A 26,623-nucleotide genomic window follows, 5' to 3' on the forward strand; every position below is an offset into this window, starting at 1 on the left:
AGTTACTTTTTATTTTTAACGCCGTATAAAAATTCTTCGCCGCAGTCCATATACAAATCAAATTTGGTCATTACTTTGGTAAACATCGGGGCGTGCAAAAATTCGTTTAACCATGCGCGTATGTGTGCATATTCGCTTTGTAAGTACCAGTGTTTATCTACGCGGGCAAACTGCCTAATAAAAGGAAGTAGGGCATAATCGGCTAGGCTTTTTTCATCGCCCATTAAGTATTTATGCGTGGTTAGTTTTGCTTCAAATTGCTTAATAAACCCTTCGCAGGCTTTTTGGTAATAAATTTGCGCCATGTCTTTTGTACGAGCATAAAATTTGTATTTTTCGAGGACTGGCTTAAATTGCGTGTCGTTTAGCTTAATTAACTCAAGCATACGCTCAAGTGCTAGCGGGTCCTGAGTATGCAGTAAATTATGCGGATCGTTTTGTTTAAGCGCCCAGAGCATAATGTCTAGGCTTTCATCTATTACGTGGCCATTAGGTAATAACAAAACTGGCACCGTGCCTTTTGGCGATATTTGCAAAAGATGCGGTGGTTTGTTTTTAGTTTTAATAGCGCGTAGTAGCACTTGTTGCTCTGCCATTAAAATACCCATTCGTGCACGCATTGCGTATGGGCAGTGTTGTAATGAATATAATAATGGCAATGTCATGTTATTACTTACCTTAACTGTTTAAGCCTTCAACATATTGCTGACGTGTTTTTACTTTTACCATCTGATTTAACTGATCAGCTGCTTGTGTTTGCCCGCTAATTAAATTTTGAAAATGGGTGAGTAACACAGTTTTATCTAGTTTTTCTTTATCGCCTGAGCCAATGTCGGTTAAATCAATCATGAACTCGTCAAACTTATCGGCGTAATCGGTCACAATATCCATATTTAAAAATTGCTCATGATTATAAATGCTCGGATAGCCGCCTTTTTGTTTATCAATGGCAAAGCTAATGCCTTTAACATTGGTAACGGTTGTTTCTTTTTTACAGCTCAGCATACAGCTGGCATCAATACGTGGTTTTTTACAGCCAACGGTTTGCTGGAAAAAACACTGGCGGCTGGTCATCATTAGTATTGGGTGATAAATGCTGTACATCATTTTAAAGTTGTTAGGGCGTTTAATACTGCGCATTTGCTGCTTGTTTATTTCGTTTGAAATAAACGCGCCTTTAGCATTTAAATCCTCTTGTAGCGTTAATAACGCATAAGAGTTTGTGGTGTTTAATAACGGGCCTGCAATCCAGTCAATGCCCATTTGCACTGCTTTGTATGCCACGCCGGTGTTATTACTAATAATAAGTTTAGGTTTCGCCACTTCTAGTAAACGCACGGCTTCGTCAAAGTCTTTACCAATTAACACCGCCGGGAACCACGGAATTAACTGCGGGTGCTCTAAAAATACGTTGATGTATTTATCGTTATCGGTTCTAAAGCTCTCAGGTAATTTAAAGTAAACATCGCCATCTGTTAAATCACATAGGTGAACGTCTTTTATGTCCGATATTAAAATAGAGAGTGTTGTTTTGTTTTTATCTGCTTTTTCGTGGCTTACTAGTTTTGGTAATTCAACAGGGGCGAGTACGTCTTTGCCTTCGTTTAATAAAAACGCGACTTGCTTTTTAATACGGGCGAGCTCTTTAAACGGAATGCTTAAGTTGTTGCCTAAGTTTGAGTAATCCATATTTTTAATTTCAAAATTGGCATTACTAAAGCTTTTAAAGCGTTTATCAATAGCAGCAATATCAACAACCGATTTATCGGCGGTTTGCATAGGCATTTGCGATTGAACTTCAAAGCGTAGAGGCTCTTTTTCGTTTTTATTCGAAAGCGTAATATCGTTTTTATCTTCAATAATTATGTTTACAGTGAATGGCTGATTTAATTGCCCTGAAAATTCTAATGTAAGCTCGCGCTTTGAAATATCTAAAAATTCAATTTTCTTTTTAACTAACGAATCAATTTCACTTTTTTGAGTAGAAAGCTCTTGCTGTGCATCGTAAATTTGCACGACCGAAATTGCGTTGTTTTTTTCATTTGCGTGATCAAAGCTATGGTCGCGCGGGTTATCGGTAAACATGTTTTTGGTCATGTCGCCGGTTAAAAACTTATTAGTAAAGTTACGGTTAAATACTTTGTATAAGCTTGAATCGTCTTCAATTAGGTTACCGGTTTGCACAAACGTGTCTATTTGTTTGCGCCAGCTATCAATAACCGTATGTACGTAGTTAGCGCCTTTAATACGGCCTTCTACCTTTAACGAATCAACACCTGCGGCTACGAGCTCTGGTAAATCAAAATAGGCTGAATTGTCTTTTAAGTTTAACGGATGCTTGTTACCCATAGCCGTAGGCTCGTATTCGTCACGACATGCTTGTGAGCAACGACCACGGTTGCCCGAGTTACCCACACTTACCGAGCTTGAGTAACATTGCCCTGAAAACGCGATACATAAAGCACCATGTACAAACACTTCGGTTAATACATCGCATTTGTGCGCTACGTCGGTCAATATTTTAATTTCAGTTAAGTTAAGCTCGCGTGATAAATTTACCCGTGTAGCGCCAATGCGCGCTAAAAATTCAACTTGTGATTCGTTATGCGTAGTTAACTGAGTTGATGCGTGAATATGCAAAGTAGGAAAGTGCTTTTTAACAATATTGAACAGCCCTAAATCTTGCACAATAATGCCATCGAGCGTGGTATTTACTAGCTGATTTAATAGCTTAAATAGCGCACCCATTTCATGCTCTAATATAACTACGTTTAGCGTTAAAAATATTTCACAGCCGTATTCATGCGCTAAGCGCAGTGCGCCGCTAAGCTCATCAAACGAAAGATTAGACGCTCGGTTACGTGCATTAAAGGTATCTAACCCACAATAAACCGCATTAGCACCGGCTACAATGGCGGCTTTTACCGCGTTTACATCACCGCCTGGGGCTAATAGTTCAATCTTTCTACTCATTACAACTTCACTTTGCTCATATTTAATTGTCGCGAATTTTATCTGTTTAGGCGCGTTAATGCTATTTATTGAGGGATATAATAAATACATAATTAAAAGACTGTATAAAATTGTAATCAAGCTGACTGATTTATTACGTAAACATGTAATAAAATGATAGTTTATAAGCAAGCTAGACTTTCAACTTTACTTAGGCGATACCCATCAGTAATCAAAATATTAAACAGTTAAATACAGATTTAAACGCTCAAGAAGCTGTAATTACCAACACTCACCTAAAAATAGCCACATTTAACCTGTTTAACTACCTTGAGCCACCCAACGCGTATTATGAGTTTGAGAAAATTTATACCGCGCAGCAGTGGGCTAAAAAGCAGCGTTGGATTGTTGATTACTTAATAGAGCATACCCCTGACGTGATTGGTTTTCAGGAAGTGTTTAGTATTGATTCGTTAAAAGAGTTAGTGGGTGAGCAAGGTTATGATTACTTTGCAGTAGTTGATGAGCCTGAGGTGATTGACGACTTTATTTATAAGCGGCCTGTAGTGGCAATAGCCTCTAAATACCCGATAGTTGAAGTGGCGTCGGTTGAGCATGATAGCGAGCTTGCAAGTGCGCTTGGCCTTAATAGTGAGTTTACTTTTAGTCGCAAGGTATTAAGAGCGACCGTTACTTTGCCGCACATAGGCAATACTGATTGTTATGTGGTGCATTTTAAATCTAAGCGCCCAATGATTAATGTTGATGAGCACAATAAAGAGCTAACAGCCGAGAAAAACATAATAGAGATATTAAAGGCGAATGTAGCGGGCGGCTGGGGCTCAACTATTCAGCGTGGCAGTGAAGCTACATTGCTAATGACACAAATGATTGCTCGACGCGAAGCGACGCAGCAACCGATGGTATTAATGGGAGACTTTAACAATGAACTTGCGGATGGTGTATTAAGTCATTTACTGACAAATACGCTGCGTTTTGCTCCCGCGTTTGATGCTAAAACCTACTTAGCTAAATATTGTTTAAATGACTCGTGGGATTTATTTGTAAAGTCGCAGCTAAGCAATGATAAGGTTACTAGCGACGATCTAATAACAAACGATGAACAAAGTGATTGTGATAGTAATAATAGTGAGATTGTTGATTTAGCAGATAAAAGCCAAGTAAAAAATACAAAAATAACAAAGCCAGCACCGTTGAGGCCGCCAACACATTACTATGGCGCGAGCAGCTCTGTGCTTGATTACATTTTATTATCGTGTGAGTTTGACGCTAGTTACGATGACAGCTTTTTTGAAGTTAGTGAATACAGCACGTACGACAGGCACTTAATAAATCCGGAGTATGAGCGTGATGATTTAACTACCGACCATGGTGTTGTGTTAGTTACGCTTAAATTGAGATCATGAACGGTCTTTTATGTATGAATTAACACTAATTGCATAAATTTCTTTTATCTTGTTTATGGTTGATTACTCTGCAGCAGAAATCACGTGCTAGTGCACGTTCTGAAAAAGCCATATCAATAGTTCAACCAGCATTAAAAGAGCAGCCTTTTTATTAAAGGGCTTAAATACGGAGCCCCTGTATTTATTCGGATATTTAAAGAACCTGATACTCTTTTTGGCTTAATCTTATATTTTTGGAGACTAAAAAAATAAGCCGTTTTTGATAGGGCGTACCTTATTTGTAATCTTTATTATTGCGTTGAATGTTTTTTGATCTAAATCATATTTATAAACGCCAGTAATGATAGATTATTAATAGGGGTACTGACATTTAAAATTCATTAAAACCATCTACTATCGTGAAGTAACAAAGTAGAGTCACTCCTATACTACAATTAACTAGTGCATTGATAGTTAACACCTAAGATAGTTAGTATTAGCCTAATCTTATTAAATACGCCAATACTAACTATATTTACCCACTTTTATATACATGGAGCTTTACCGCATGACGATTAAATCGACACTCAAATCTATCAGTACAATCGCTGCTGTGATTATATTGGGTGGGGGTGGTTGGTATGTTTGGCAAACTCAGCAATCTGCACTGCTATCTGAGCAATTGCCAGAGAGCGTAGCCTATGGGAATGGTCGTATTGAAGCGACCGAGTACGATATTGCAACAAAATTGCCGGGTCGCTTAATTGAGGTTTTAGCACAAGAAGGCGATATGGTCGAAGCCGGTCAAACCTTGGCAGTTATTGATACTGAAGATTTAAATGCACAATTACGTGAGGCTAATGCAGGGTTACGTGTTGCTACTGAGTCACGCAAATATGCTTTGGCAATTGTAGAACAACATAAAAGTGAACTTACTTTTGCAGAAACCGAGTTACGTCGCTCAGTAACACTGCTTAAACAGGGGCATATTTCTAAAGAAGTGGTTGATCAAAAGCGGACAGCTTCAGCAACAGCGCAAGCAGCTTTAAAAGCGGCAAATGTAAAAGTGGTGCAGTCGGATGCAGAAATAGATGCGGCACAAGCGCGTATTGAACGATTACAAAGCAATATTGCCGATAGCACACTTAAAGCGCCGATTAGTGGCCGAATATTATATAGATTAGCAGAGCCCGGTGAAGTGCTTGGCAGTGGTGGTAAGGTTTTTTCTTTGCTTGATTTAACCGATGTGTATATGAGTATTTATTTGCCAACAGCGCAAGCTGGCAAAGTAACCATAGGCTCTGAGGCACGCATTGTAATAGATGCAATAGCACAATATACGTTACCCGCCAAAGTTACTTTTGTATCAGCGCAAGCACAATTTACGCCTAAGTCAGTAGAAACGCGTAACGAACGTGACAAACTGATGTTTAGAGTAAAAGTGAAGCTAGACTCAAAGTTATTAAACGATCATATTGAACAAGTTAAAACAGGTGTGCCTGGGCTTGCTTATGTTTTATTAGCACCAGAGCAAAATTGGCCTATACAATTACAGGTTAGAGTGCCTGAATAATGGCTGATGCAAACAATAGCGAAAAGCAGAGTAATAAAGCTAAAAAATCTTTTAGTGTAGTAAAACTGACTCAGGTTACGCATTGCTATGGCAATAATTTAGCGTTGGATAATATTAACCTAGAGTTACCTGCAGGCAGTATGGTAGGTTTTATAGGCCCAGATGGCGTAGGTAAGTCGAGTTTGCTCGCGCTTATTGCGGGAGCACGTGCCGTTCAAAAAGGTGACATTGAAGTGTTAGGGGGCGATATGCGTAGTAGCCGTTTTCGTACCTCAACTTCGCCACGTATTGCTTATATGCCACAAGGATTAGGCAAAAACTTATATCCCACCTTGTCTGTTTTTGAAAATATTGATTTTTTTGGCTGTCTTTTTGGACAAGAAAAAAAAGAGCGCCAGCATCGAATTAAAAACTTATTAAAAAGCACTGGACTCACTGAGTTTGCCGATCGCCCTGCTGAAAAACTCTCAGGCGGGATGAAACAAAAACTCGGTTTGTGCTGTGCGCTAATTCATGACCCTGAGTTATTAATTTTGGATGAGCCAACAACGGGGGTCGATCCGCTTTCTCGTCGTCAATTTTGGCAATTGATTAACCATATACGCGCTCAGCACACTGACATGAGTGTACTCGTTGCTACCGCTTACATGGAAGAGGCAGATGATTTTGATTGGCTAATAGCCATGGACGATGGCAAAGTTATAGGCACTGGTAGCCCAGAAGACATTAAAGCACAAACAGGGAAAAAATCGCTTGATGAAGCATTTATATCATTATTACCTGAAGAAAAACGTCATGATCATCATGTACTTGTAGTTCCTCCTCGCCAGAAAAATCTAAATACAACAGAAGCCGCTATTCAGGCTACAGCGCTTAGTAAAATATATGGCGATTTTACGGCGGTTAATAATGTTAGTTTGCGTATTGAACAAGGCGAAATTTTTGGCTTTTTGGGGTCAAATGGTTGTGGCAAAACCACAACCATGAAAATGCTAACAGGCCTGCAACCGGCATCTAGTGGCGAAGCTAAGTTATTTGGTCAAGTTGTTGATGCTAACAATATAGAAACCCGTAAACGCGTTGGTTTTATGTCGCAAGCATTTTCACTTTATAATGAATTAACCGTTGAGCAAAATATGGTGTTGCATGCGCGCTTATTTCATTTGCCTGCAGAGCAAATAGCGCCGCGTGTTAATGAATTAATTATACGGTTTAACCTTAAAAAATACCGTGATGATTTTCCTGTCGATTTACCATTAGGTATTCGCCAGCGTTTATCACTTGCAGTTGCGGTAGTGCATAGCCCTGAAATGCTAATACTTGACGAACCTACCTCAGGCGTAGACCCTGTTGCACGTGATGACTTTTGGGAATTACTTATTGAGTTATCGCGGGATCAGGGCGTTACTATTTTTATTTCGACCCACTTTATGGATGAAGCCGCACGCTGCGATAGAATATCGTTAATGCACGCAGGAAAAATACTCGCCAGCGATACACCCGCTGCACTTTGCAAAGCGCGTAGTGCTGATACTCTCGAAGATGCCTTTATTACTTACTTAGAAGAAGCGGTACTTGAATCTACTGCTTCAAGTTTGCCAATTTCAGCAGTTGACGAGTCTGATACATTATCAGATGAGTTACTTACAACATCGACCACTCATAAAAAGAAAGGGAATGCCGCTTTTAGTTTATTACGATTATTTGGTTACGCACATCGCGAAACGCTAGAGTTATGGCGTGATCCTATCCGTTTAACCTTTGCGTTGTTGGGCTCAATTATTTTAATGTTTATTTTGGGTTACGGTATTACCTTTGATGTTGAAGATTTAAGCTTTGCGGTGATGGATCAAGATCAAACCCCTGAGAGTCGAGATTACATTCAAAATATTGCAGGATCGCGTTACTTCATACAAAAAGCCGATATTAAAAGCCCTTCAGAGCTAGATAAACGAATGCGCAGCGGCGAGTTAAGTGTGGCAGTTGAAATTCCGCCTAATTTTGGTCAGCAATTGAAACGCGAGCGAAAACCAGAAATTGTAGTTTGGATTGATGGTTCAATGCCTTTTAGGGCGGAAACTATATCGGGTTATATGACGAGCTCGTATTACACTTACCTCACTGATTTATCATTGCGTACTTATGGGGTAATACCCAATTTAGTACCTGCGAATATTGAATCACGCTATCGTTATAATCAAGACTTTAAAAGCATTGAGGCTATGGTGCCTGCTGTTATTCCACTTTTATTAGTGTTTATCCCTGCGATATTAATGGCGCTGGGTGTTGTACGTGAAAAAGAATTAGGTTCAATTACAAATTTATATGTTACACCGGTTACGCGACTCGAATTTATTATTGGTAAACAACTGCCTTACATTTTAGTTAGTATGGTGAGTTTTTTTGGTTTAGTTGCCCTTGCTGTCACTGTGTTTGGCGTTCCGCTAAAAGGAAGTTTATGGGCGTTGAGCGTGGCTGCATTATTGTATGTAACAGCAACAACGGGGGTAGGGCTGTTAATTTCGGCTTTTACTAAGACACAAATATCGGCATTAGCAGCATCAACTGTGGTTGTATTGATGATTGCAGTTAACTTTTGCGGGTTGATTGACCCTGTTTCATCGCTAGAAGGCTTTCCTGCAATAATCGGAAAACTGTTTCCAACTACCTACTTTTTAGAAGCATGTCGTGGTGTATTTAATAAAGCACTTAACTTTTCTGATTTATCGGCGCAGCTTTTACCTTTACTTGCTTTTATACCGGTACTGACTCTAGCCAGTGTATTTTTACTTCCAAAGCAGGATAAATAGCCATGCAACATCGCGGGAATATTCTTAATCTAGGTATTAAAGAACTGCGTAGCTTATGGCGCGATAAAGTGCTGCTATTATTTGTATTTTTTGCCTTTACAGGATTAATTTATGTAGTCTCTTCGGCAACTTCTATCGAATTAAATAATGCACCTATTGCGGTTGTTGACGACGATCAATCACAATTATCTAAGCGTATAATTAATGCATTTTACGACCCTTACTTTAAAACGCCTGACGTTATTGCATTAAGTGAAGTGGATCCTTCACTTGATAACGGAAGCTATACCTTCGTGCTAAATATTCCGCCACACTTTGAGCGTGACGTACTTGCGGGTAAGCAACCGACATTACAAGTGAATATAGACGCCACTCGTATGTCGCAATCATTTATTGGTGATAATTATATTCAAACAATTATCAGTGCTGAAATAAATGAATTTGTGAAAGGTTATCGAGCGGTATACACGCTACCTATTAAGCAATCGGCGCACATAATGTTTAATCCAAATATGACCAGTGTGTGGTTTGGTAGTGTAATGGAATTAATGAATGTTATTACCATGATTTCGATTATTTTAACAGGAGCCGCAGTAATACGTGAGCGTGAACACGGTACGCTAGAGCATTTATTAGTAATGCCATTAACGCCGTTTGAAATTGTAATGGCTAAAATTTGGGCTAATGGTTTGGTCATTTTATTACTGACCACTTTTTCACTCTTTATTGTGATTGAAGGTTTTTTACAAGTACCGATTCATGGATCAGCAGCGCTATTTTTGGTGGGTGCGGCAATTCATTTATTTGCTACAACATCATTGGGTATATTATTAGGCACTCAAGCACGGACTATGCCGCAATTAGGCTTATTGATGATCCTTATATTATTGCCATTACAAATGTTGTCAGGCGGCGTCACACCGCGTGAAAGTATGCCTGATATAGTACAAAATATTATGCTATTTGCACCTACTACTCATTTTGTGAAATTTGCTCAAGCTATTTTGTACAGAGGAGCAGGCTGGGATGTAGTTTGGCCTTACTTTTTGGCTTTATTTGCTATCGGCAGTGTATTTTTTATATTTGCGTTATCGCGGTTTCGTAAATCAGTCGCGTTGGGCTAATAGGGATCTTGTACCAGGTAATTTTTATAAATAGATGGAAGTACTTACATTTATAAATAACTTTACTAAATTAAGTTTATATTTATCAATTAATTAAGTGCGGCCTAAAACTTGCTCTACAATACCAATTAAAAACACAACAAGGGATTTAATAATGACTGAAGTTGTACTTTCGGCCTATCTGGCTTTTTACCTTTACTTAATCATGTTACTTGTACAATGGGCGGTAGCTACATTTAGTAAAGCAAAAGAGCCTAATGCAGTACCAGGTAAAATAAGCGATGATTTATCGCACGACAGTTTTATATTTAGAGCGCATCGCACGTTTCATAATACGCTTGAAAACAGCGCGTTATTTATAGGTACTGTTTTATTTGCCTTTGTAATTAATTTACAGAGCCCTATTTTTGCAATGTGTGTTTGGGTGTATTTAATAGCGCGCTTAATTCACATGGTGCTGTACTACGCGATTGCTACTGAGAAAAACCCAAGCCCGCGCTCATACTTCTTTTTAATAGGTGTGCTTGCTAATGTGGTTATGCTGGTATTGATAGGGCTAAGATTAATAGCTTAATTTATAAAATGTATTTATAAACTATAAACATAAAAGCGAAGAGCCTAGTGGCATCTTCGCTTTTATGTTTAAAGAGCAGCGCGATGTAAAATCACGCCTACAGTAGGGTAATATTAATGGCTAATCCATTCCTATAAACCCACCCGTTTGGTGAGTCCATAGGGCTGCGTAAATGCCGCCTTTAGCTATTAACTCTTCGTGAGTGCCTTGCTCCACTACGCCGCCGTCATCAAGTACAATTAATCTGTCCATTTGTGCAATGGTTGAGAGCCTATGCGCTATGGCAATTACTGTTTTGCCTGTCATTAAATCATCAAGGCTTGCTTGAATAGCCGCTTCTACTTCTGAGTCGAGTGCGCTGGTGGCTTCGTCGAGTATAAGTATGGGTGCATTTTTAAGTAGCACTCGTGCAATAGCAATACGCTGGCGCTGACCGCCCGAAAGCGTAACGCCGCGTTCACCCACTTGCGCATCAAAACCTTTGTTGCCTTTGCTATCTACCAAGTCGTTTATAAACTCAAGCGCCTTAGCTTGTTTGGTCGCGTTGATCATCTCAGAATGCGTTGCATCGGGGCGACCGTACAAAATGTTGTCTTTTACTGAGCGGTGAAGCAGGGAGGTGTCTTGCGTTACCATGGCTATATATCGGCGTAGGCTTTCTTGGCTTACGTCTGTGATGTTTTGGCCATCAATTTTTATGCTGCCAGAATCGGTGTCGTAAAAGCGTAGTAACAGGTTAACGAGCGTTGATTTACCTGCGCCAGAGCGACCGACTAAGCCAATTTTTTCACCGGGTTTAATATTTAAGTTTAAACCGTTCATTACAGGGCTTCGACTAGTTTCGTTTGCTGCTTTACCATAGTTAAAATGTACGTTGTTAAACTCAATGGCACCTTGGCTTACGTTAAGCGTATCTGCGTTTGGTTTATCGGCTACTTCAATAGGGTTTGACAGTGTTTTCATGCCATCAGCTACGGTGCCGATGTTTTCAAATAAGCTGCTTATTTCCCACATGATCCACTGCGCCATGCCGTTTAATCTAAGCGCTAAGCTAACGGCTACCGCAATAGCGCCTGCGCTAATTGCGCTAAGTGACCATAAATAAAGTGATACGGCAGCAACAGAGAACACTAATAGGTAATTTAGGGTTTGAATAACAAAGTTTAAGCTGGTTACCAAGCGCATTTGCTTGTACACAGGCTGCAAAAATACATCCATGCTTTGTTTTGCGTATTGCTCTTCACGTTGGGTATACGAAAACAGCTTAATTGTAGAAATATTTGTGTAACTATCAACAATGCGGCCAGTCATTTCTGAGCGAGCATCGGCTTGTGAGCTGGCAATTCTTTTAAGGCGCGGTACAAAATAAAGCTGCACGCAAATGTATAAAGCTAACCAAACGAGTAATGGGATCATTAAGCGCCAATCGGCTTCAGCCACTAAAAACACCATAGAGCCAAAGTAAACCACGATATACATTAATACATCGAGTAACTTGGTAACAGTTTCGCGAACAGCTAACGAGGTTTGCAATACCTTGGTGGCGATTCTTCCTGCAAATTCATTTTGATAAAAACTAACACTTTGGCGCAATAAATAACGATGCGCTAGCCAGCGAATCGACATGGGATAATTACCCAGTAGGGCTTGGTGTAAAATAGCGGAGTGAAAAAATACAACAACGGGCAGCACAACTAACAGCATGACAGCCATTTTGATAAGTTCTGATTTTTGCTCTACAAACAAGGTTTGAGGTGTGTAGGCTGTTAACCAATCAACAAGCTGTCCCATGTAGCTAAATAAAGAAACTTCTAAAATAGCGAGCATGGCGGCACTAATTGACATAAGCAACAGTGACAGTTCCATTCCTTTGGTGTAGTGGCGACAAAAAGCAAACAAAGTAGAAGGCGGCTGAGTAGGTTGGTCCTCAGGAAATGCTTTTGTCATTTTTTCAAATAATCGATACATTTTAAAAACTTAAATGGCAAATAATGGCGGCTATCATACCAGTTAAGTATTTTAAAATGCAGGTTTGTAGGGCATTAATTATGAATATGGTAGAGCATTATTAATATAAACTTATATCTAACAGAAAATCTAAAAGAACACCTAAAAAGCGCTCTACTCATATTTATAATGTTGGGTAATTTAGATTTATTCCTTTGCTCATGTATAAATCATCATACCTTAGACCACCGTTGCCGTAAGGCTTTTTAATAGGGCCTGTATTACAGTTTGCTAAAAAATATATAAGCGGTTGCTCGCGCTTCATTCTAAATTGTGCATTTTTGTAGACCAGTGTTTGCTTTTTAAATTCACCGCCTTTTACGTAAACATTGTATTGCTGACCTTGCTCTGAGGCTGCTGAATTATTAACAACGTACCATACGTCGTACCAGGTATTTGTTTGCAGAGGTTTAGCCGATTGCTTAGTGGTGTAGTTTTGAATATTGCTATAACCGCTGTCGGTTTTAACCATTAACGCACCATCGTTAACAAAACCATTTGACTCTGTTTTATCGGTTATGCGAAGTGTAGGCTCAAACGCATCGTACGCATGTTTATTAATGAGCTCTGGGGTGAGGTTACTCAAGCCAAAAGCATGGTTATTAGGAAACGCTGCTACGTTTATACGTATATAAAAAGTGTAGATTTGACCAACTTCAACCGCTTGTGGAAGCTTTGTATAAGAAAGCGCTTTACGATTGCCAACAATACCATCGCGTGCGGGCTTTTTTAATAAATAATGATTTGTGGATGTAGTTGCTTGTTCTGATTGTATAACTGTTATTTGTGGATTTTTGACCTGTGGTTTAGTTTCATTTTGGGTATCGACACTTTGCCACTTGCTAAGTGAATTTTCAAAGTTATCAATAAGTAGCCAATCGCTCGATGTATTTTTGTGAATGTTTGAACATGCTGATAGCGTGCTAAACAAACATAGAATTAAAATGTGTTTGGAAGGCATAATTGGCTCTCGTAATATTATTTATATTTGGTTAACCAATATAAATTTTGGCTATATTTATTTTTAATATTTATATAACCAATTTAACTTTTTTATGTCAATCATTAAAAAGCAGGTATAGCAGTGGGAACTGTGAAGATACAAAAATTATTATTCCATTCAGAAAATTAACCAGTAAACTTATCCATTAAATCAACTCAGTAAATTTCAGCTGAATTTAAAATAACTTAATAGTTAGGATGTTATATGTATACGGGTTCGTGTTTGTGCGGTGAGGTAAGCGTTGAAGTGTCGGGCAGTATAACCAGCATTATTCATTGTCATTGTTCACTGTGCAGAAAAAACAGCGGGACTGCATTTGCAACCAATGGCTATGTAAATACAGATGACTTTACAATAATCAAAGGACAAGCACTACTTAGTGAATTTAGTTTTAAACCAGGGCGTAAACGCTACTTTTGTAAATGCTGTGGCTCGCCTGTTTATAGCAGCAACAGCGATGATAAAAGTAGAATACGAATTCGTTTAGGAATATTCGATACCGATATTACAGAGCAAGTATTATCGCATAATTTTGTTACGTCTAAAGCTAACTGGGAGCAGCTAGAAACAAGCTTACCTTGTTATGAAAAACATGAACCTGGAAGGTAACACGTTTTATTCTATGTGATAAATACTGTTAATATTTTTATAAAGGTCAGGTGCAAAATTCATAAACACAGGTGAGTTTTGTATTTCATCAACGTTTATGTGCATTAATGTTTGTTGGCTTAGCATGATCACTATATTTTTGTATTCGTTAAACTCTATTATTGCTAAACACTTAAAATGTTGCCTCAATAGAACTAAAAGCATTTGCAGCTCTTGGCCAGTTTGTGGATTTAAATTTATGATTACTTGCGTATTTTGCTCACTGCAGCGATTTATATTTTGCCAAAAGCTATCGCTGGTTAAAAAAGGCTGGTGATATTCACCACTAAAAATATCGATAGTGATTACGTTAAAGAGATCAGAACATTGTGTAATATATTGCTCGGCGCATTGTAAATAGGTGCGGTGCTTAATGGGTAACTTAAAGTACTGGGCAGCAATTAAGGCAATGCTTGGGTTTATTTCTACTGTGTTAAATGTATTTATAGTTTTTATGTGAGGTGTATTATTTTGTAAGTGGTACATAATTCGCTCAAACCCTGCCGTGCCTAAGCCTAAATTTAATATTTTTAGTGTATCTACTGGTTTAAGTAAAAATAACATCATACACTGGTTTACAGGCACAATTACTTGCTCAGGGTGTGTAAGATTCATAACGCCTTGAATTGTTATGTCTTCATCAGTTTTTTGTGCAAGCGTTAACCAACGGTATTCTTTATTTTGATACACGCATACGGGGCCGTATTCACTTTGCTGTGATTCGATAAGGTTACTTTTAATTGTATCTTCTTTTAGCTGACGCATAACTTAAACTATTAATATATACACAATGCTAGTTTGCCACGAAAAGCACATTTTTTAATAGTTATTGTGTAACAAGGTTTGTAATTTAACCTCTAAATATAATAGTGTATTAGCAATTAACAAGTTAAACGTCATTCAAGGATTGAAAATGAGAACATTTATTTGTGCAGTACATTTTGTATGCGCTCAGTGGATGAAAAAGTTAGATTCAAGAAATAAAAATACAGCCATTAATGCGGCAACATTGTTAGCGATGATATCAACGTTATATATTTTTCTTTTAGCGATGACCTTCAACGTTCGCTACTTAGATAAAATAATCAGTATTTTTAAGCAAAATCCTTTACTTATTGGTGCTTTATTTTACGCAGTAGTACTTGGAATCGTATTTTCAATTTTGGGTAATTTTAACGGTTATAGAAGTAGAGTTAGATCACGTATAAATAAAGGGAGCTTTAAAAAATATATTTTAGGAATAAAACTTTGGATGTTTGGTTTAATCCCTATGACCGGCATTATGTTAATTGTACGACTCAATTAATTATCTAACTATTGTTATAACTGCGCTTTAGCGTGCTCCTTTCTACATCTACCTCAAATGTATTGCCATAAAATTTTAGTTAAGTAATGGTTACACTATAATAATTAGGAGCTAATAGATGCTTAAATCACCTTTTAAAATATCAACAAGATTACTTAAATTTAGCGTACTCGCTAGTGCATGTAGCATTGCTATGTCAGCAAATGGTGAAACGCAATTACAATATACCGACCAACAAAAGTTACATGTTATAGCTAGCGAAGTATCGGCTGAACGTATTGGCAGTGACATTCAAACGCTGGTGGATTTTGGTACTCGCCATACTCTTTCAGAGACTAAGTCGGATACTCGAGGCATAGGCGCGGCAAGGCGTTGGATAAAAAAAGAATTTGAAACAATATCAGCCCAATGTGGAGGCTGCCTGGAAATAATAGAAGTAAAAGAGACTATATCGGGCGAAAAACGCATTCCGAATCCTGTTGAAGTGGTGAATATTGTCGCTATTCAACGCGGGTCAAGTGAGCCTAATCGCATGGTGATGATGTCGGGTGACATAGATTCGCGTGTAAGTGATGTTATGGATTTTACCAGCGATTCGCCTGGAGCAAACGATAACGCGTCGGGTGTTGCTGGTGTAATTGAAGCTGCGCGAGTACTGAGTAAGTATAAATTTAATGGCTCAGTAGTGTATGCGGCGCTTTCGGGCGAAGAGCAAGGGTTGTTTGGCGGAAAAATACTCACCGCGTATGCGCAAAAGCATAACTGGCAAGTTCATGGTGTTTTAAATAACGATATGATTGGTAACATTACCGGAATTAATGGCGTAATCGATAACACCACTGCACGTATATTCTCTGAAGGCACCCGTGTTGTAGAAACCAAGGCGCAAGCTAATACTCGTCGCTTTACAGGTGGTGAAGTTGATTCGGCGAGTCGCAATTTAGCACGTTATATTGATACCGTTGCCGACAGATACATCCCTAATCTAGATACGATGCTTGTATATCGATTAGATAGATTTGGCCGTGGTGGGCATCATCGTCCATTTAACGATGCAGGTTTTGCAGCGGTGCGTATTATGGAAACTAACGAGCACTACGATCGTCAGCATCAAGATCTACGCACTGAGAATGGTGTTGAGTATGGCGATACAATTGAAGGCGTTGATTTTGATTACACGGCAAAGCTAACCTCACTTAATGCGGTAACTATGGCGTCTATGGCATGGGCACCTGCACCACCAAAAAAGGTTAAAATAACGGGGGCTGTTACAGCTAATACTTCGTTTTCATGGGCGAAAAATGATGACGAGAACATTGCTGGATATAAAATTTATTGGCGTTACACGAGTGAGCCGCAATGGCAATTTAGTAAATACGTGGGTAATGTTTCAAAGTATACGCTTGAAAATGTAGTGATTGATAATTATTACTTTGGTGTTGCCTCTGTTAGTAAAGAGGGCATTGAGTCACCAGTGGTTTTTCCGGGTGATGTAGGATCGTTTGATCACAATATAAAATAGCAATTTGTCTAAAAACACAGCAAACAGAAGGCTTTAAGGTGCAAACGACTGTTTTATACTTGCACCTTATTTACTAAGCCCTTAGAGTGTAAAAAAAGAAGTAAAAAGGTTATTAAAATGGAACAACAAGAAAAAAAACAGTTAACAGCACAAGAGCAAGCTTTAGCAGAACAGCAAGGTATTGCATGGCAGCGTGAATGCTTTCAAGCTGCACAAAAGCATTTAGCCGAAAAAGGTATTATGCCAAAGTCAGTAGTTGATAAAGACAGCCGATTTTTAGCACCTCTTTGTGCAATGTGGAAGTTTAAAGCACAGAACGGTAAAACTTATTGGGTTGTTACAGGGCGCTTACCTACTGATCATGCTGAAGTAAGTGCAGCAACAGATGCACGCGATGCAATGCGTTACTTTTCATTGCAGTGGCAATTAAAAGCGGATCAAATTATGAGTACAGGCGCGCGAGATAAAACGCAGGTAGATTTTGCTAACTTACTTATAAATAGAGCACATGGCTTGTACGAAATATATGAGAATGAACCACTGTGGGCTAATGAATCAAAGTAGCTATGGTGCGTATTAAGCAATAACGTAGAGGGTAATAGCTTATTTATTACCCTTTTCTTTATCTAATGAACAAGCGTGAAAGGGGCTGTATTAAAGTGCTCAACTTTACACTGCATACGCTGTCTTGCAATTCCAGCTTCCATAAAAACATTTCCGTGTTCTGCAAAGCCATTTAGCTTAAAACGTCCTACTTCATTTAAAATACAATTAATGCTGATTTCTTCTATGCCTTGGCTAGATGCTAGCTTAACAATAAAATTGAGAAGTGATTTATATACACTGCGATTTCGGTGGGCGGGTAATACTGCTATTCTGCTAATTAAGCCATCAGTACATAATCTACCTGTTGCAACAGGGTGGTGCGCGTCATCTGTAACAAGTACATGTAACGCAATTTTATCTAGGCTATCAAACTCAATGTGTTTTGGAATATGTAATTCGTAGACAAAAACCCGCTCACGAATTTTTTGTAATATGTCTTTTTGTAAATCCCATTCAACTTTATTAACCAAATAGCCCATTGCATACTCCTATTGATACCAAATTAAAATGAGTGAGCAATCGCAGCAAAATTATTTAAGCCAAGATCAGGTAAAAATTAAAATTTTTAACTGACCTGTACACACAATATTTTACGCTGCAAAATGCTCATCATTATTAATAAAATTGGTATTATTACTCTTGGTCTATATTAAACCAGATCCCCTCATTAACAAGTGTAGTAAAGGTTTGAGTAAAAACTAAACTTGGGTTTGCTAAATTTAATGCTGAACTTTCAAACTCAGTATTATCGGTAAGTAGTTTTACCGCCGGTAAGTCAGTTAACGGTATAGCGTAATTTTCGCCATTTACACTTAGTAACACCTCGGTTTCGAGCTGCTGGTAAATAGCACGCGTACCACCTAAACGTTCAAACACAGCTTCTTCATTGTTTAAGTCATCAGCTATTTGTTCTGATGTAAATGGAGGCTCTATAGGTGCTAAATCCATCTCATGTTTAGGCTGACTAAGCGTTGACCCCAACCATTGTTTAAACAAGTCGTCGTTTTCTAAAAGGGCAGCCATTAATGTTTTAACTTTTTCCACTTCAAGATTAGTAAGCTCACCTTTAGATTTTCTGAGCGTTATGTTGTGATCGGTATAACGTTTTTGGCCGCTTTCGGTATCAATAATATGATCGGCAAAGCTCGATAATAAATCTTGCTGATTTGGCGCTCTAAAACCAACTGAATAGTTTAGTGCATTTTCTACAGCGTAACCTTCGTGAGGGCACCCTGGTGGAATATATAAAATGTCGCCAGGCTCTAATATGCAATCGATTACGGCTTCAAATGCTTCTACTTGCAGTAACTTTTTGTTTTGAGCAAACTGTTTAAGTGTTGGATCAGGCAGGCCTACACGCCAATGGCGTTTACCTTCGCCTTGAATAATAAATACGTCGTACTGATCTAAATGCGGGCCAACACCACCGCCAGGCGTTGAATAGCTGATCATTAAGTCATCTATACGCCAGTTAGGAATAAATCTAAATGGTTCCAGTAGCTGTGCAGCATCTGGATGCCAGTGATCAACCGCTTGTACGAGTAAAGTAGATTGCTCGTCTGTTAATTGCTCAAAGTCTTCAAATGGACCTTGGTATGTTTGCCAATCGTTTTTATGATTCGTAATAATACGTGACTCTATGCTTTCTTCCATTGCTAGGCCGGCCAATTCATTAGCATCAAGCGGGTCTTGAAAATCAGCAAAACCTTGTTTGATTAAAAGCGGTTTTTTTTGCCAAAAATGGGTGAGAAATTCTTGCTCGGAGAGGTTATTTATTTTTAGTTGGTACATACAAAGGCTCATAAATTAGTGCTAAAACAAAAAAAGCGAAAGGGCTAACCTTTCGCTTTTTAAAAGAATAATTTAGTTTTAAACTAAATCATCAATAAACTCAACAGCACGGCCAATATAGTTAGCTGGAGTAAGTTTTTTCATTTCTACTTTAGCGTCTTCAGGAAGGTCTAAACCATCAATGAAGTCAGCCATTATTTCTTGATTTACACGTTTGCCGCGTGTTAAATCTTTAAGTTTTTCGTACGGCTTTTCAATACCATATTTACGCATAACTGTTTGAATCGGCTCGGCTAGCAATTCCCAGTTTTGATCAAGCTCGTCAGCTAAACGTTGCTCGTTAACTTCAAGTTTGCTCACACCTTTTAGTGTTGATTGGTATGCAATAAGTGCATAACCCATACCTACACCTAAGTTACGTAATACCGTTGAATCGGTAAGGTCACGCTGCCAGCGAGAAACTGGTAATTTTTGTGCAAGATGAGCAAAAATAGCGTTTGCTAAACCTAAGTTACCTTCTGAGTTTTCAAAATCAATTGGGTTAACTTTATGTGGCATTGTGGATGAGCCAATTTCACCAGCAATTGTTTTTTGCTTAAAGTGATTAAGGGCGATGTAACCCCACATGTCACGGTCAAAATCTAATAATATAGTGTTAAAACGTGCAATAGCGTCAAACAACTCTGCAATGTAGTCATGCGGTTCAATTTGTGTAGTAAATGGGTTTAGTGTTAAACCTAAGCTTGATACAAATTTATCTGCATGTGTATGCCAGTCGTAATCTGGGTACGCGCTAAGGTGAGCGTTGTAGTTACCAACAGCACCATTAACTTTACCTAGCATCTCTACTTGTGCAATTTGCCCGCGTTGACGTTTTAAACGCATATATACGTTAGCAAACTCTTTGCCCATAGTTGATGGTGTAGCAGGTTGTCCGTGCGTACGCGTCATCATTGGGATTGTTTTGTATTCAATTGCTTTCGCTTTAATTGCGCTTAAAAGTTCATCGCAATAAGGAAGTAAAACATTTTTACGCGCTTCACTTAGCATTAAACCATGAGATAGATTGTTAATATCTTCTGAGGTACAAGCAAAGTGAATAAATTCGTTAATTGCATGAAGTTCACTGTTATCGGCTACTTTTTCTTTTAGTAGGTATTCAACCGCTTTAACATCGTGGTTTGTAGTGCGTTCAATATCTTTAACGCGCTGTGCATCAGCTTCACTGAAGTTATCTACAATGGCATTTAGTAGTGCATTAGCTTGTTCGCTAAATGCAGGTACTTCTTTAATATCGCTTGCTGCAGCTAACGCTTGCAACCAACGCACTTCAACGGTTACGCGGTATTTGATTAAGCCAAATTCGCTGAAAATACTGCGTAGTTCAGTGGTTTTGCTGCCGTAGCGACCATCCACTGGAGAGATAGCCGTTAACGCTGAAAGCTCCATAATAACTCCTAAATTTTAGTTTGAACGATAATTAAATCTTAGTTTTAGCAATGGCGAGTATTTTTCTTTTTGCAAAGAAAAAGTGACGGCGTTTACCGCCCATTTGTCGCCATAACACCGCACTTCTAATGCCGGCTAATAATAATGCACGGATTTTATTTTGAGTGAGCTGCTGTTTTAATAACTCGGGTTTACCATAAACCTGTATTCGGTGCCCAAGGGGGCTCAGCACCGACGAGTATATATCTGCTAAACCGGCGACAACGCTCTCGTCGGTAATAGCAAAATGATCTAAACGACGATGAATATCATCTATTCGTTTACCTAATTCGTTTAAGCTTTTGTCGTTTGCACTGAGTGCGCGCTCAAGTTGCATTAAACCACCTACGTATTTAACTATTTCAACATCTTTTTGAGCGCCAGCAGTTAGCTGCGCCATTAATGTTTTGTAACCGTCACGTAAGTTGTCAGTGCCTTGATAAACATCTTCTGGCGATGCAGGCGATGTTTGGATAATACTTGAAAGTAAGATTTCTAAATCATGTTCATTATTGTTGCCGTATTGGGCAGTTTTTTGAACTTGTTTAGCAGCCTGGCACATGGCGGCAAGCGCCATGACTTGGTGTTCATTCATTACTTGATCACCGAATCAATAATACCACCGCCTAAACACACATCTTCTGCATAAAATACAGCTGATTGACCAGGTGTTACTGCTTTTTGCGGCTCGTCAAATAATACACGTGCCATACCGTCTTCACCTACAAGTAAAGTACAGCTTAAGTCTTCTTGGCGGTAACGTGTTTTTACTGTGCAGCGAGTTGTGCCTTTAGGACCAATTCGGTCTACCCAATGCAGTTGATTAGCGTTAAGACCGTTGCTGTATAGACGAGGGTGATCTTTACCTTGGCCTACAATAAGTACGTTACGTTCTAAGTCTTTATCAACAACATACCATGGCTCACCAGAGCCTTCTTTCATACCGCCAATTAACAAGCCTTTGCGTTGTCCAAGCGTATGGTACATTAAGCCTTCGTGCTCACCTACGTTGTTACCGTCAGTGTCTTCGATAACACCTGGCTGTGCTGGTAAGAACTTTTGTAAAAAGTCTTTAAATTTACGCTCACCGATAAAGCAAATGCCAGTGCTATCTTTTTTATCGTGAGTGATTAGGTCTTGCTCTTCTGCTATGCGGCGTACTTCAGGTTTTTCGATATCACCTACAGGGAATAAAGTTTGGCTGAGGTGCTCGTGGCTTAGCGTATATAAAAAGTAGCTTTGATCTTTATTGTTATCAAGTCCGCGACACATTACGTATTTGTCATCGCGAAGCTCACGGCGAACATAGTGACCCGTTGCAATAAAGTCTGCGCCGAGTGCTTGAGCTGCAAATTCTAAAAAAGCTTTAAATTTAATTTCTTTGTTACACATTATATCTGGGTTAGGTGTACGGCCTGCTTTGTACTCTGCTAAAAAGTACTCAAATACGTTGTCCCAGTATTCTGCTGCAAAGTTAACAGTGTGAAGCTCAATGCCTAATTTGTCGCACACTGCTTGCGCATCTTTTAAGTCATCAGCTGCAGCACAGTATTCATCATTGTCATCTTCTTCCCAGTTCTTCATAAACAGGCCTTCTACTTGGTAGCCCTGTTGTTGTAATAAATACGCAGATACAGAAGAATCAACACCGCCGGACATGCCAACAATGACTTTAATGTGACTATTTTCGCTCATGAATAATTTCGCTTATACAGATTGCTGTTAACTTGGAAAGGCCGCGATTATAGCATGTATTTTGTTTGTGCTTAAAGAGACTAAGGGCGCAAAGAGGGGAATTAGTCAGTATTTTATTTATATAACAAATAGCAAACTAGACTTAAGCGCGTTATCAGGCTGTAACTTTAGTAATATTAAAGTGATCTTTACTAATAAATTAAGACTATAGAATAATTCATGTAGTTATTGAGTTTTATTAATAGTATTTTCTTTTAAAACTACTAGAGTAAATATACACTTAATAAAATAAAAATAGTGGTGAGTATATGAATGTAAACCACTTTAAGTCGCTTGATATATAGTCAATGGAATGAATATATGAATTACGCCTATCAAATAGACAAGATAAATTCTTTAGTTGAACACTACACAAACGAATCTGATTTTGTGGATAGTGAATTACTCTTCAGTAAAACGACAGAGTTTAAAAAGTCAGCCTATCACCTTTTTTATGAGTTAATAAAACTCAAAAACCCCCACATTTTCCAAGAACCAAACCATGTACATGAGTTATTTAGTTTAATTAAGGGCTCAACCGCTAAAAAGAACATTGAGCTAAAGGTGCTTGAGCGTGTAGAGCATTGGTGGCTTGAATGGTATTTTGCTTTAGAAATGGACGAAAAGCTTAGTATTGAAAAAAGTGATATGCCAATGAGTTACTTACCTAAAAGTACACTCAACCCTATGCGCAAACATGAGATAAGTCATTACGCTAGGTTATTTACCGTTTTGCCAATGCCGGTATGTAATGTGTGTGCCAAAACGGGTGATATTTTAAAAGTTAATCAACGCTTTGTAGATGTTTTTGGTTATACGGTAGAGGATGTACCTAATCTTAAATCGTGGTGGGAAAAAGCGTATCCAGATCCACAATACAGAGCACTTGTAAAAGATCTTTGGCAAGACTCACTTGAAAAGGCGCTAAATAATAACAACGATATACCCGCAAATAACTATCGAGTTTCATGTCGTGATGGTTCACAAGTGATGATGGAAATTTCAGGAATTGATATAGGTGAAGAGTTTTTAGCTGTTTTTAAGGATGCTACAGAGCGTTTAGAAGCAGAGGATATACTTAGGGATATGGCCTTTTTGGATGCATTAACCAAAATAGCAAATAGGCGTCGGTTTGATGAAAAACTAACGCATGAGTACGAACGAGCAAAAGAATGCGAAGGCATGCTATCGATGATTATTATCGATATTGACCATTTTAAACAATTTAATGACCGGTATGGGCATGTAGCGGGCGATACGTGTTTATATGATGTGGCTCAAACAATTGCTTCAACGGTTAGTCGCTCAGAAGATTTTGTTGCTCGCTATGGGGGAGAGGAGTTTGTTGTTTTATTACCTCAAACCGATAGGCAAGGGGCGTTGTTTATAGCTGAGCAAATACAAAAATCTGTAGAGAACTTAGCTATTGCACACCAGGATAGCTTTACCGGATTTTTATCTATAAGTATGGGTATTAATACCATCAGTGACTATACAAATAGTGATGAAATCAGCTTTGTAAAAGCCGCTGATAACGCCCTGTATTATGCTAAAAAACAAGGGCGTAACTGTATAGCGCTAAGCTCAGAGTAAATAAAATAGAGTTAATTATTTTATTTAAGCTACTCCCCAATATAGCTAATTATAAATAGTTTCTAGGCTTAATACTGGTCGATTCAGGTTGTCGTTAATACACTTCAATACTAAAGGGCTTCTAAGCGTTAGTGATTTTATTTGCTCTAACGTGTACCAATTGGCGCTGATTATATCGGTATCTATTGGCACTGGAGTTTGTATGTTATCGGGCGCTTCAAATAAAAAGCAGAACCGTAAATAGTGCACTCCATTTTCGGCATGCAAATTATACACACCTAAAAAGCCGACTGGCTCAAGCGCTAAGCCTGTTTCTTCAAGTAATTCTCTGCTTGCGGCTTGTGCAAGCGTTTCGTTTTGTTCTAAATGACCAGCAGGTTGATTGTAGCAAACCTGCTGTGTAAATTTATCGCGCTCTTTGACGAGCAAAAACTCATTTTGCTTTTTTACTATTGCTGCAACCGTGACATGCGGTTTATGCATCAACTACACCCTTAATTACTTTGTATTCACCACAATTAATATCATCTAACGTATAGTTACCAATGCTATAGCGAATAAGGCGAAGTGTAGGATGGCCAATATGTGCGGTCATTCGACGAACTTGTCTATTTTTACCTTCGTTAATGGTGATACTTAGCCACGTAGTTGGGATTGCTTTTCGCTCGCGTACAGGGGGATTACGCGCCCAAATTGTAGGCTCATCTATTATTTTAACGTTAGCAGGGAGTGTCAGCCCGTCTTTAAGTTTTACGCCATTACATAAATCATTAATTGATTCACTTGTTGGTTCACCTTCAACTTGTGCCCAGTAGGTTTTATTGGTTTTTTTATCAGGTGCAGTTAAGGTGTTTTGTAATTTACCGCAGTTTGTTAAAAGCAATAAACCTTCACTGTCTCTGTCTAATCTTCCTGCTGCGTAAACTTCTTTAATAGGGATAAACTCTGCAAGCGTTTGTCTGTCGGCGTCATCTGTAAATTGGCATAGCACATCAAATGGTTTGTTGAATAATACAATTTTTCTGTCTTTAGATGCTATTTGCGGCTTTATTTCTCTTTTACCTGAAGGCGTTTTGTTAAGTGCACTGCGAGAATAAGTTCGGCCAGTACTTCTTTTAGGTTTGGCTTGTGTTACTTGATTATTGCTTGATTTACTTCTCATTAGATACACCTAGCTGGTTTTGGTAATCCGGCAATTTTGGTCGCTTGCTTTGCAGGGCCTTTAGGAAATAATTTATATAAATAAAGGCTATTCCCTTTGTCTTCACCGAGTGCTTTAGCCATAGCTTTTACAAGCATTCTAATGGCTGGGCTGGTGTTATATTCAATGTAAAAATCACGAACAAAGTTAATGACTTCCCAGTGTTGAGGGCTGAGGGTAATGTTTTCTTGGGTAGCAATTACAGGTGCAAGTTCCTTTGACCATAAAGTATGGTCAAGCAAGTAGCCTTGTTTGTCGGTTTCAATCTGTTGGTTATTAAATTCAAGCATGAGTTACCACGTAATTGATTGATTAGTTGATAAAGTCAGTGCTACAAAGTCTTCATAGCTAATTGCTTTATCGTTATCTGTTAATTTTATTGCACGTACTTGCGCATCTTGATCAAGCATTAACAGTGTATCTGCAAATTGCCTAAATTGTTTTTTTGCAAAGCAGGCATCACCAACAAGTAGCACGTTATCGGTTGATAAAATTAAGTTCTCTAGCTGATTTGCGCAGTAATAGTTAAGCGGCTTAGAAAAAATATGTAATGTACTCATAAATTCACCACATGTTGCTGCGCTTTAATTAATGTTTGTTGTTGGCTAAAGTTGAGTGCTTTTGCCTCTATGAGTAAATCATGCTTATTTAAACCATAATCAAGCAATGACTTTTCACACACGTAGATGTTTTCAACATCATAGATTTCGAGTGTTTTAATGTTTTTAAAAAAATCTTTTAAGCCAATATTGTTTGGTTGTTGATGCTTTTTTAAAGCCAAAACAGCGGGGCCGCTAAACAACCAACTTACATTTTGGTCAACGGCAGCAAATATCAATGTCATATCAAGTGCATCACGAATATTTAAATCGTCAAATGGACTGCACTGACTCATTACTAATACGTTTATCATTTAAATTGCACCCATTTATCTGCGTCGCTTGCAAGCATTGCAAATTCAGCCAACCCTGCGACTTTAAATACACCTGTGTTTTTAATATCTAACCCGCGTTTTTCAGCGGCGGTAACACACAGCATTAGATTTAGTTTTTGATCGGCGAGTTGCTGCCAAAGTGCTGAAATTTGAAGTTCGTCTGAGGATAAATCAAAGTGGGTAGATGCATGATAAATACCTTGCTGGTATAAAAAAATAGCATCAATGGTGTGCCCTTGGACTAAACATGCATTCGCAAACTTAACTAACCTTTGCGTTGTATCGTGATCGGATGGTGGTGTATGTAATGAAAGAACAAAACGTGACAAAACAATTCCAATAAAAAAGCCC

26 protein-coding genes are annotated in these 26,623 nt (G+C 38.6%); 10 read left to right on the forward strand and 16 right to left on the reverse strand.

The features are described 5' to 3' along the window. Positions 1-2: 2 nt before the first annotated feature. Entirely contained in the window at positions 3-665 is a 663-nt protein-coding gene (locus I6F49_RS01690; RefSeq protein WP_197178105.1) for a glutathione S-transferase, read from the reverse strand. Between the two features lie 13 nt (positions 666-678). Beyond that, positions 679-2,973 carry a peptidase U32 family protein gene (locus I6F49_RS01695; protein ID WP_197178106.1) on the reverse strand — a complete coding sequence of 765 codons (2,295 nt, stop codon included), beginning with the start codon at positions 2,971-2,973 and terminating at the stop codon, positions 679-681. A gap of 296 nt (positions 2,974-3,269) precedes the next feature. Between I6F49_RS01695 and I6F49_RS01700 the strand changes: the two genes are divergently transcribed. The 5 genes from I6F49_RS01700 to I6F49_RS01720 all read left to right on the forward strand — a co-directional run bounded on the left by I6F49_RS01700 (position 3,270) and on the right by I6F49_RS01720 (position 10,439). Next, a complete protein-coding gene (locus I6F49_RS01700) occupies positions 3,270-4,379 on the forward strand; it encodes an endonuclease/exonuclease/phosphatase family protein (RefSeq protein ID WP_197178191.1) in 1,110 nt (369 codons plus the stop codon). Between the two features lie 547 nt (positions 4,380-4,926). Further along, positions 4,927-5,931 (forward strand): HlyD family secretion protein, encoded by a 1,005-nt coding sequence (locus tag I6F49_RS01705; protein WP_197178107.1) that lies wholly within the window; start codon positions 4,927-4,929, stop codon positions 5,929-5,931. Continuing rightward, positions 5,931-8,741, forward strand: a complete 2,811-nt coding sequence (gene rbbA, locus I6F49_RS01710) for a ribosome-associated ATPase/putative transporter RbbA (RefSeq protein ID WP_197178108.1) — start codon at positions 5,931-5,933, stop codon at positions 8,739-8,741. The genes I6F49_RS01705 and rbbA overlap by 1 nt, the downstream gene beginning before the upstream one ends. Before the next feature lie 2 nt (positions 8,742-8,743). Beyond that, positions 8,744-9,865, forward strand: a complete 1,122-nt coding sequence (locus I6F49_RS01715) for an ABC transporter permease (RefSeq protein ID WP_197178109.1) — start codon at positions 8,744-8,746, stop codon at positions 9,863-9,865. 154 nt (positions 9,866-10,019) lie between these two features. Next, positions 10,020-10,439, forward strand: a complete 420-nt coding sequence (locus tag I6F49_RS01720; RefSeq protein ID WP_197178110.1) for an MAPEG family protein — start codon at positions 10,020-10,022, stop codon at positions 10,437-10,439. A 120-nt stretch (positions 10,440-10,559) separates the two neighbouring features. Here the strand turns inward: I6F49_RS01720 and I6F49_RS01725 are convergent, their stop codons facing one another. Then, positions 10,560-12,407 carry an ABC transporter ATP-binding protein gene (locus tag I6F49_RS01725; RefSeq protein WP_197178111.1) on the reverse strand — a complete coding sequence of 616 codons (1,848 nt, stop codon included), beginning with the start codon at positions 12,405-12,407 and terminating at the stop codon, positions 10,560-10,562. Between the two features lie 163 nt (positions 12,408-12,570). Next, positions 12,571-13,407, reverse strand: a complete 837-nt coding sequence (locus tag I6F49_RS01730; protein ID WP_197178112.1) for a hypothetical protein — start codon at positions 13,405-13,407, stop codon at positions 12,571-12,573. A gap of 246 nt (positions 13,408-13,653) precedes the next feature. On the opposite strand from I6F49_RS01730, the gene I6F49_RS01735 reads away from it, so the two are divergent. Continuing rightward, positions 13,654-14,058 (forward strand): GFA family protein, encoded by a 405-nt coding sequence (locus I6F49_RS01735; RefSeq protein WP_197178113.1) that lies wholly within the window; start codon positions 13,654-13,656, stop codon positions 14,056-14,058. A gap of 6 nt (positions 14,059-14,064) precedes the next feature. Here the strand turns inward: I6F49_RS01735 and I6F49_RS01740 are convergent, their stop codons facing one another. Continuing rightward, the gene (locus I6F49_RS01740) at positions 14,065-14,862 is read right to left on the reverse strand and encodes a hypothetical protein (protein ID WP_197178114.1); all 798 of its coding nucleotides are present in this window, start codon (positions 14,860-14,862) and stop codon (positions 14,065-14,067) included. 148 nt (positions 14,863-15,010) lie between these two features. Here I6F49_RS01740 and I6F49_RS01745 point away from each other — a divergent pair, with 148 nt between their 5' ends. The 3 genes from I6F49_RS01745 to I6F49_RS01755 all read left to right on the forward strand — a co-directional run bounded on the left by I6F49_RS01745 (position 15,011) and on the right by I6F49_RS01755 (position 17,489). After that, a complete protein-coding gene (locus tag I6F49_RS01745) occupies positions 15,011-15,403 on the forward strand; it encodes a hypothetical protein (protein ID WP_197178115.1) in 393 nt (130 codons plus the stop codon). Positions 15,404-15,521: 118 nt separating this feature from the next. After that, positions 15,522-16,925, forward strand: a complete 1,404-nt coding sequence (locus I6F49_RS01750) for a M28 family peptidase (RefSeq protein WP_197178116.1) — start codon at positions 15,522-15,524, stop codon at positions 16,923-16,925. Between the two features lie 117 nt (positions 16,926-17,042). Continuing rightward, positions 17,043-17,489 carry a DUF4826 family protein gene (locus tag I6F49_RS01755; RefSeq protein ID WP_165741967.1) on the forward strand — a complete coding sequence of 149 codons (447 nt, stop codon included), beginning with the start codon at positions 17,043-17,045 and terminating at the stop codon, positions 17,487-17,489. A gap of 62 nt (positions 17,490-17,551) precedes the next feature. On the opposite strand, the gene I6F49_RS01760 is transcribed toward I6F49_RS01755, so the two are convergent. The 5 genes from I6F49_RS01760 to mnmA all read right to left on the reverse strand — a co-directional run bounded on the left by I6F49_RS01760 (position 17,552) and on the right by mnmA (position 22,505). Beyond that, positions 17,552-18,010 (reverse strand): GNAT family N-acetyltransferase, encoded by a 459-nt coding sequence (locus I6F49_RS01760; protein WP_165741970.1) that lies wholly within the window; start codon positions 18,008-18,010, stop codon positions 17,552-17,554. 154 nt (positions 18,011-18,164) lie between these two features. Further along, the gene (locus I6F49_RS01765) at positions 18,165-19,322 is read right to left on the reverse strand and encodes a ribosomal protein uL16 3-hydroxylase (RefSeq protein ID WP_197178117.1); all 1,158 of its coding nucleotides are present in this window, start codon (positions 19,320-19,322) and stop codon (positions 18,165-18,167) included. Positions 19,323-19,400: 78 nt separating this feature from the next. Then, complete coding sequence (gene purB, locus I6F49_RS01770; RefSeq protein WP_197178118.1) at positions 19,401-20,771, reverse strand: adenylosuccinate lyase; 1,371 nt, start codon at positions 20,769-20,771, stop codon at positions 19,401-19,403. Positions 20,772-20,802: 31 nt separating this feature from the next. Further along, a complete protein-coding gene (gene hflD / locus I6F49_RS01775; RefSeq protein WP_197178119.1) occupies positions 20,803-21,405 on the reverse strand; it encodes a high frequency lysogenization protein HflD in 603 nt (200 codons plus the stop codon). Then, positions 21,405-22,505, reverse strand: a complete 1,101-nt coding sequence (gene mnmA / locus I6F49_RS01780; RefSeq protein WP_197178120.1) for a tRNA 2-thiouridine(34) synthase MnmA — start codon at positions 22,503-22,505, stop codon at positions 21,405-21,407. The genes hflD and mnmA overlap by 1 nt, the downstream gene beginning before the upstream one ends. 360 nt (positions 22,506-22,865) lie before the next feature. Here mnmA and I6F49_RS01785 point away from each other — a divergent pair, with 360 nt between their 5' ends. Continuing rightward, positions 22,866-24,137, forward strand: coding sequence for a sensor domain-containing diguanylate cyclase (locus tag I6F49_RS01785; protein WP_197178121.1), 1,272 nt, complete (start codon positions 22,866-22,868; stop codon positions 24,135-24,137). A gap of 45 nt (positions 24,138-24,182) precedes the next feature. Here I6F49_RS01785 and I6F49_RS01790 read toward each other — a convergent pair whose 3' ends face one another. Genes I6F49_RS01790 through tusD form a run of 6 tightly spaced genes read right to left on the reverse strand, consistent with a single transcriptional unit; the run spans position 24,183 to position 26,601 of the window. After that, entirely contained in the window at positions 24,183-24,620 is a 438-nt protein-coding gene (locus I6F49_RS01790) for an NUDIX domain-containing protein (protein ID WP_197178122.1), read from the reverse strand. Beyond that, positions 24,613-25,299 (reverse strand): pseudouridine synthase, encoded by a 687-nt coding sequence (locus I6F49_RS01795; RefSeq protein ID WP_197178123.1) that lies wholly within the window; start codon positions 25,297-25,299, stop codon positions 24,613-24,615. The genes I6F49_RS01790 and I6F49_RS01795 overlap by 8 nt, the downstream gene beginning before the upstream one ends. Next, entirely contained in the window at positions 25,299-25,628 is a 330-nt protein-coding gene (locus tag I6F49_RS01800; protein ID WP_197178124.1) for a TusE/DsrC/DsvC family sulfur relay protein, read from the reverse strand. Before I6F49_RS01800 ends, I6F49_RS01795 begins: the two co-directional genes overlap by 1 nt. Positions 25,629-25,631: 3 nt before the next feature. Then, complete coding sequence (locus I6F49_RS01805; protein ID WP_197178125.1) at positions 25,632-25,898, reverse strand: DsrH/TusB family sulfur metabolism protein; 267 nt, start codon at positions 25,896-25,898, stop codon at positions 25,632-25,634. Continuing rightward, positions 25,895-26,251, reverse strand: a complete 357-nt coding sequence (tusC, locus tag I6F49_RS01810; RefSeq protein WP_007580210.1) for a sulfurtransferase complex subunit TusC — start codon at positions 26,249-26,251, stop codon at positions 25,895-25,897. Before tusC ends, I6F49_RS01805 begins: the two co-directional genes overlap by 4 nt. Beyond that, positions 26,248-26,601 (reverse strand): sulfurtransferase complex subunit TusD, encoded by a 354-nt coding sequence (gene tusD / locus I6F49_RS01815; RefSeq protein ID WP_197178126.1) that lies wholly within the window; start codon positions 26,599-26,601, stop codon positions 26,248-26,250. Before tusD ends, tusC begins: the two co-directional genes overlap by 4 nt. Positions 26,602-26,623 lie beyond the last annotated feature (22 nt).

The organism is Pseudoalteromonas sp. SWN166 (assembly GCF_015864485.1).
In the GTDB taxonomy this organism is placed as follows: domain Bacteria; phylum Pseudomonadota; class Gammaproteobacteria; order Enterobacterales; family Alteromonadaceae; genus Pseudoalteromonas.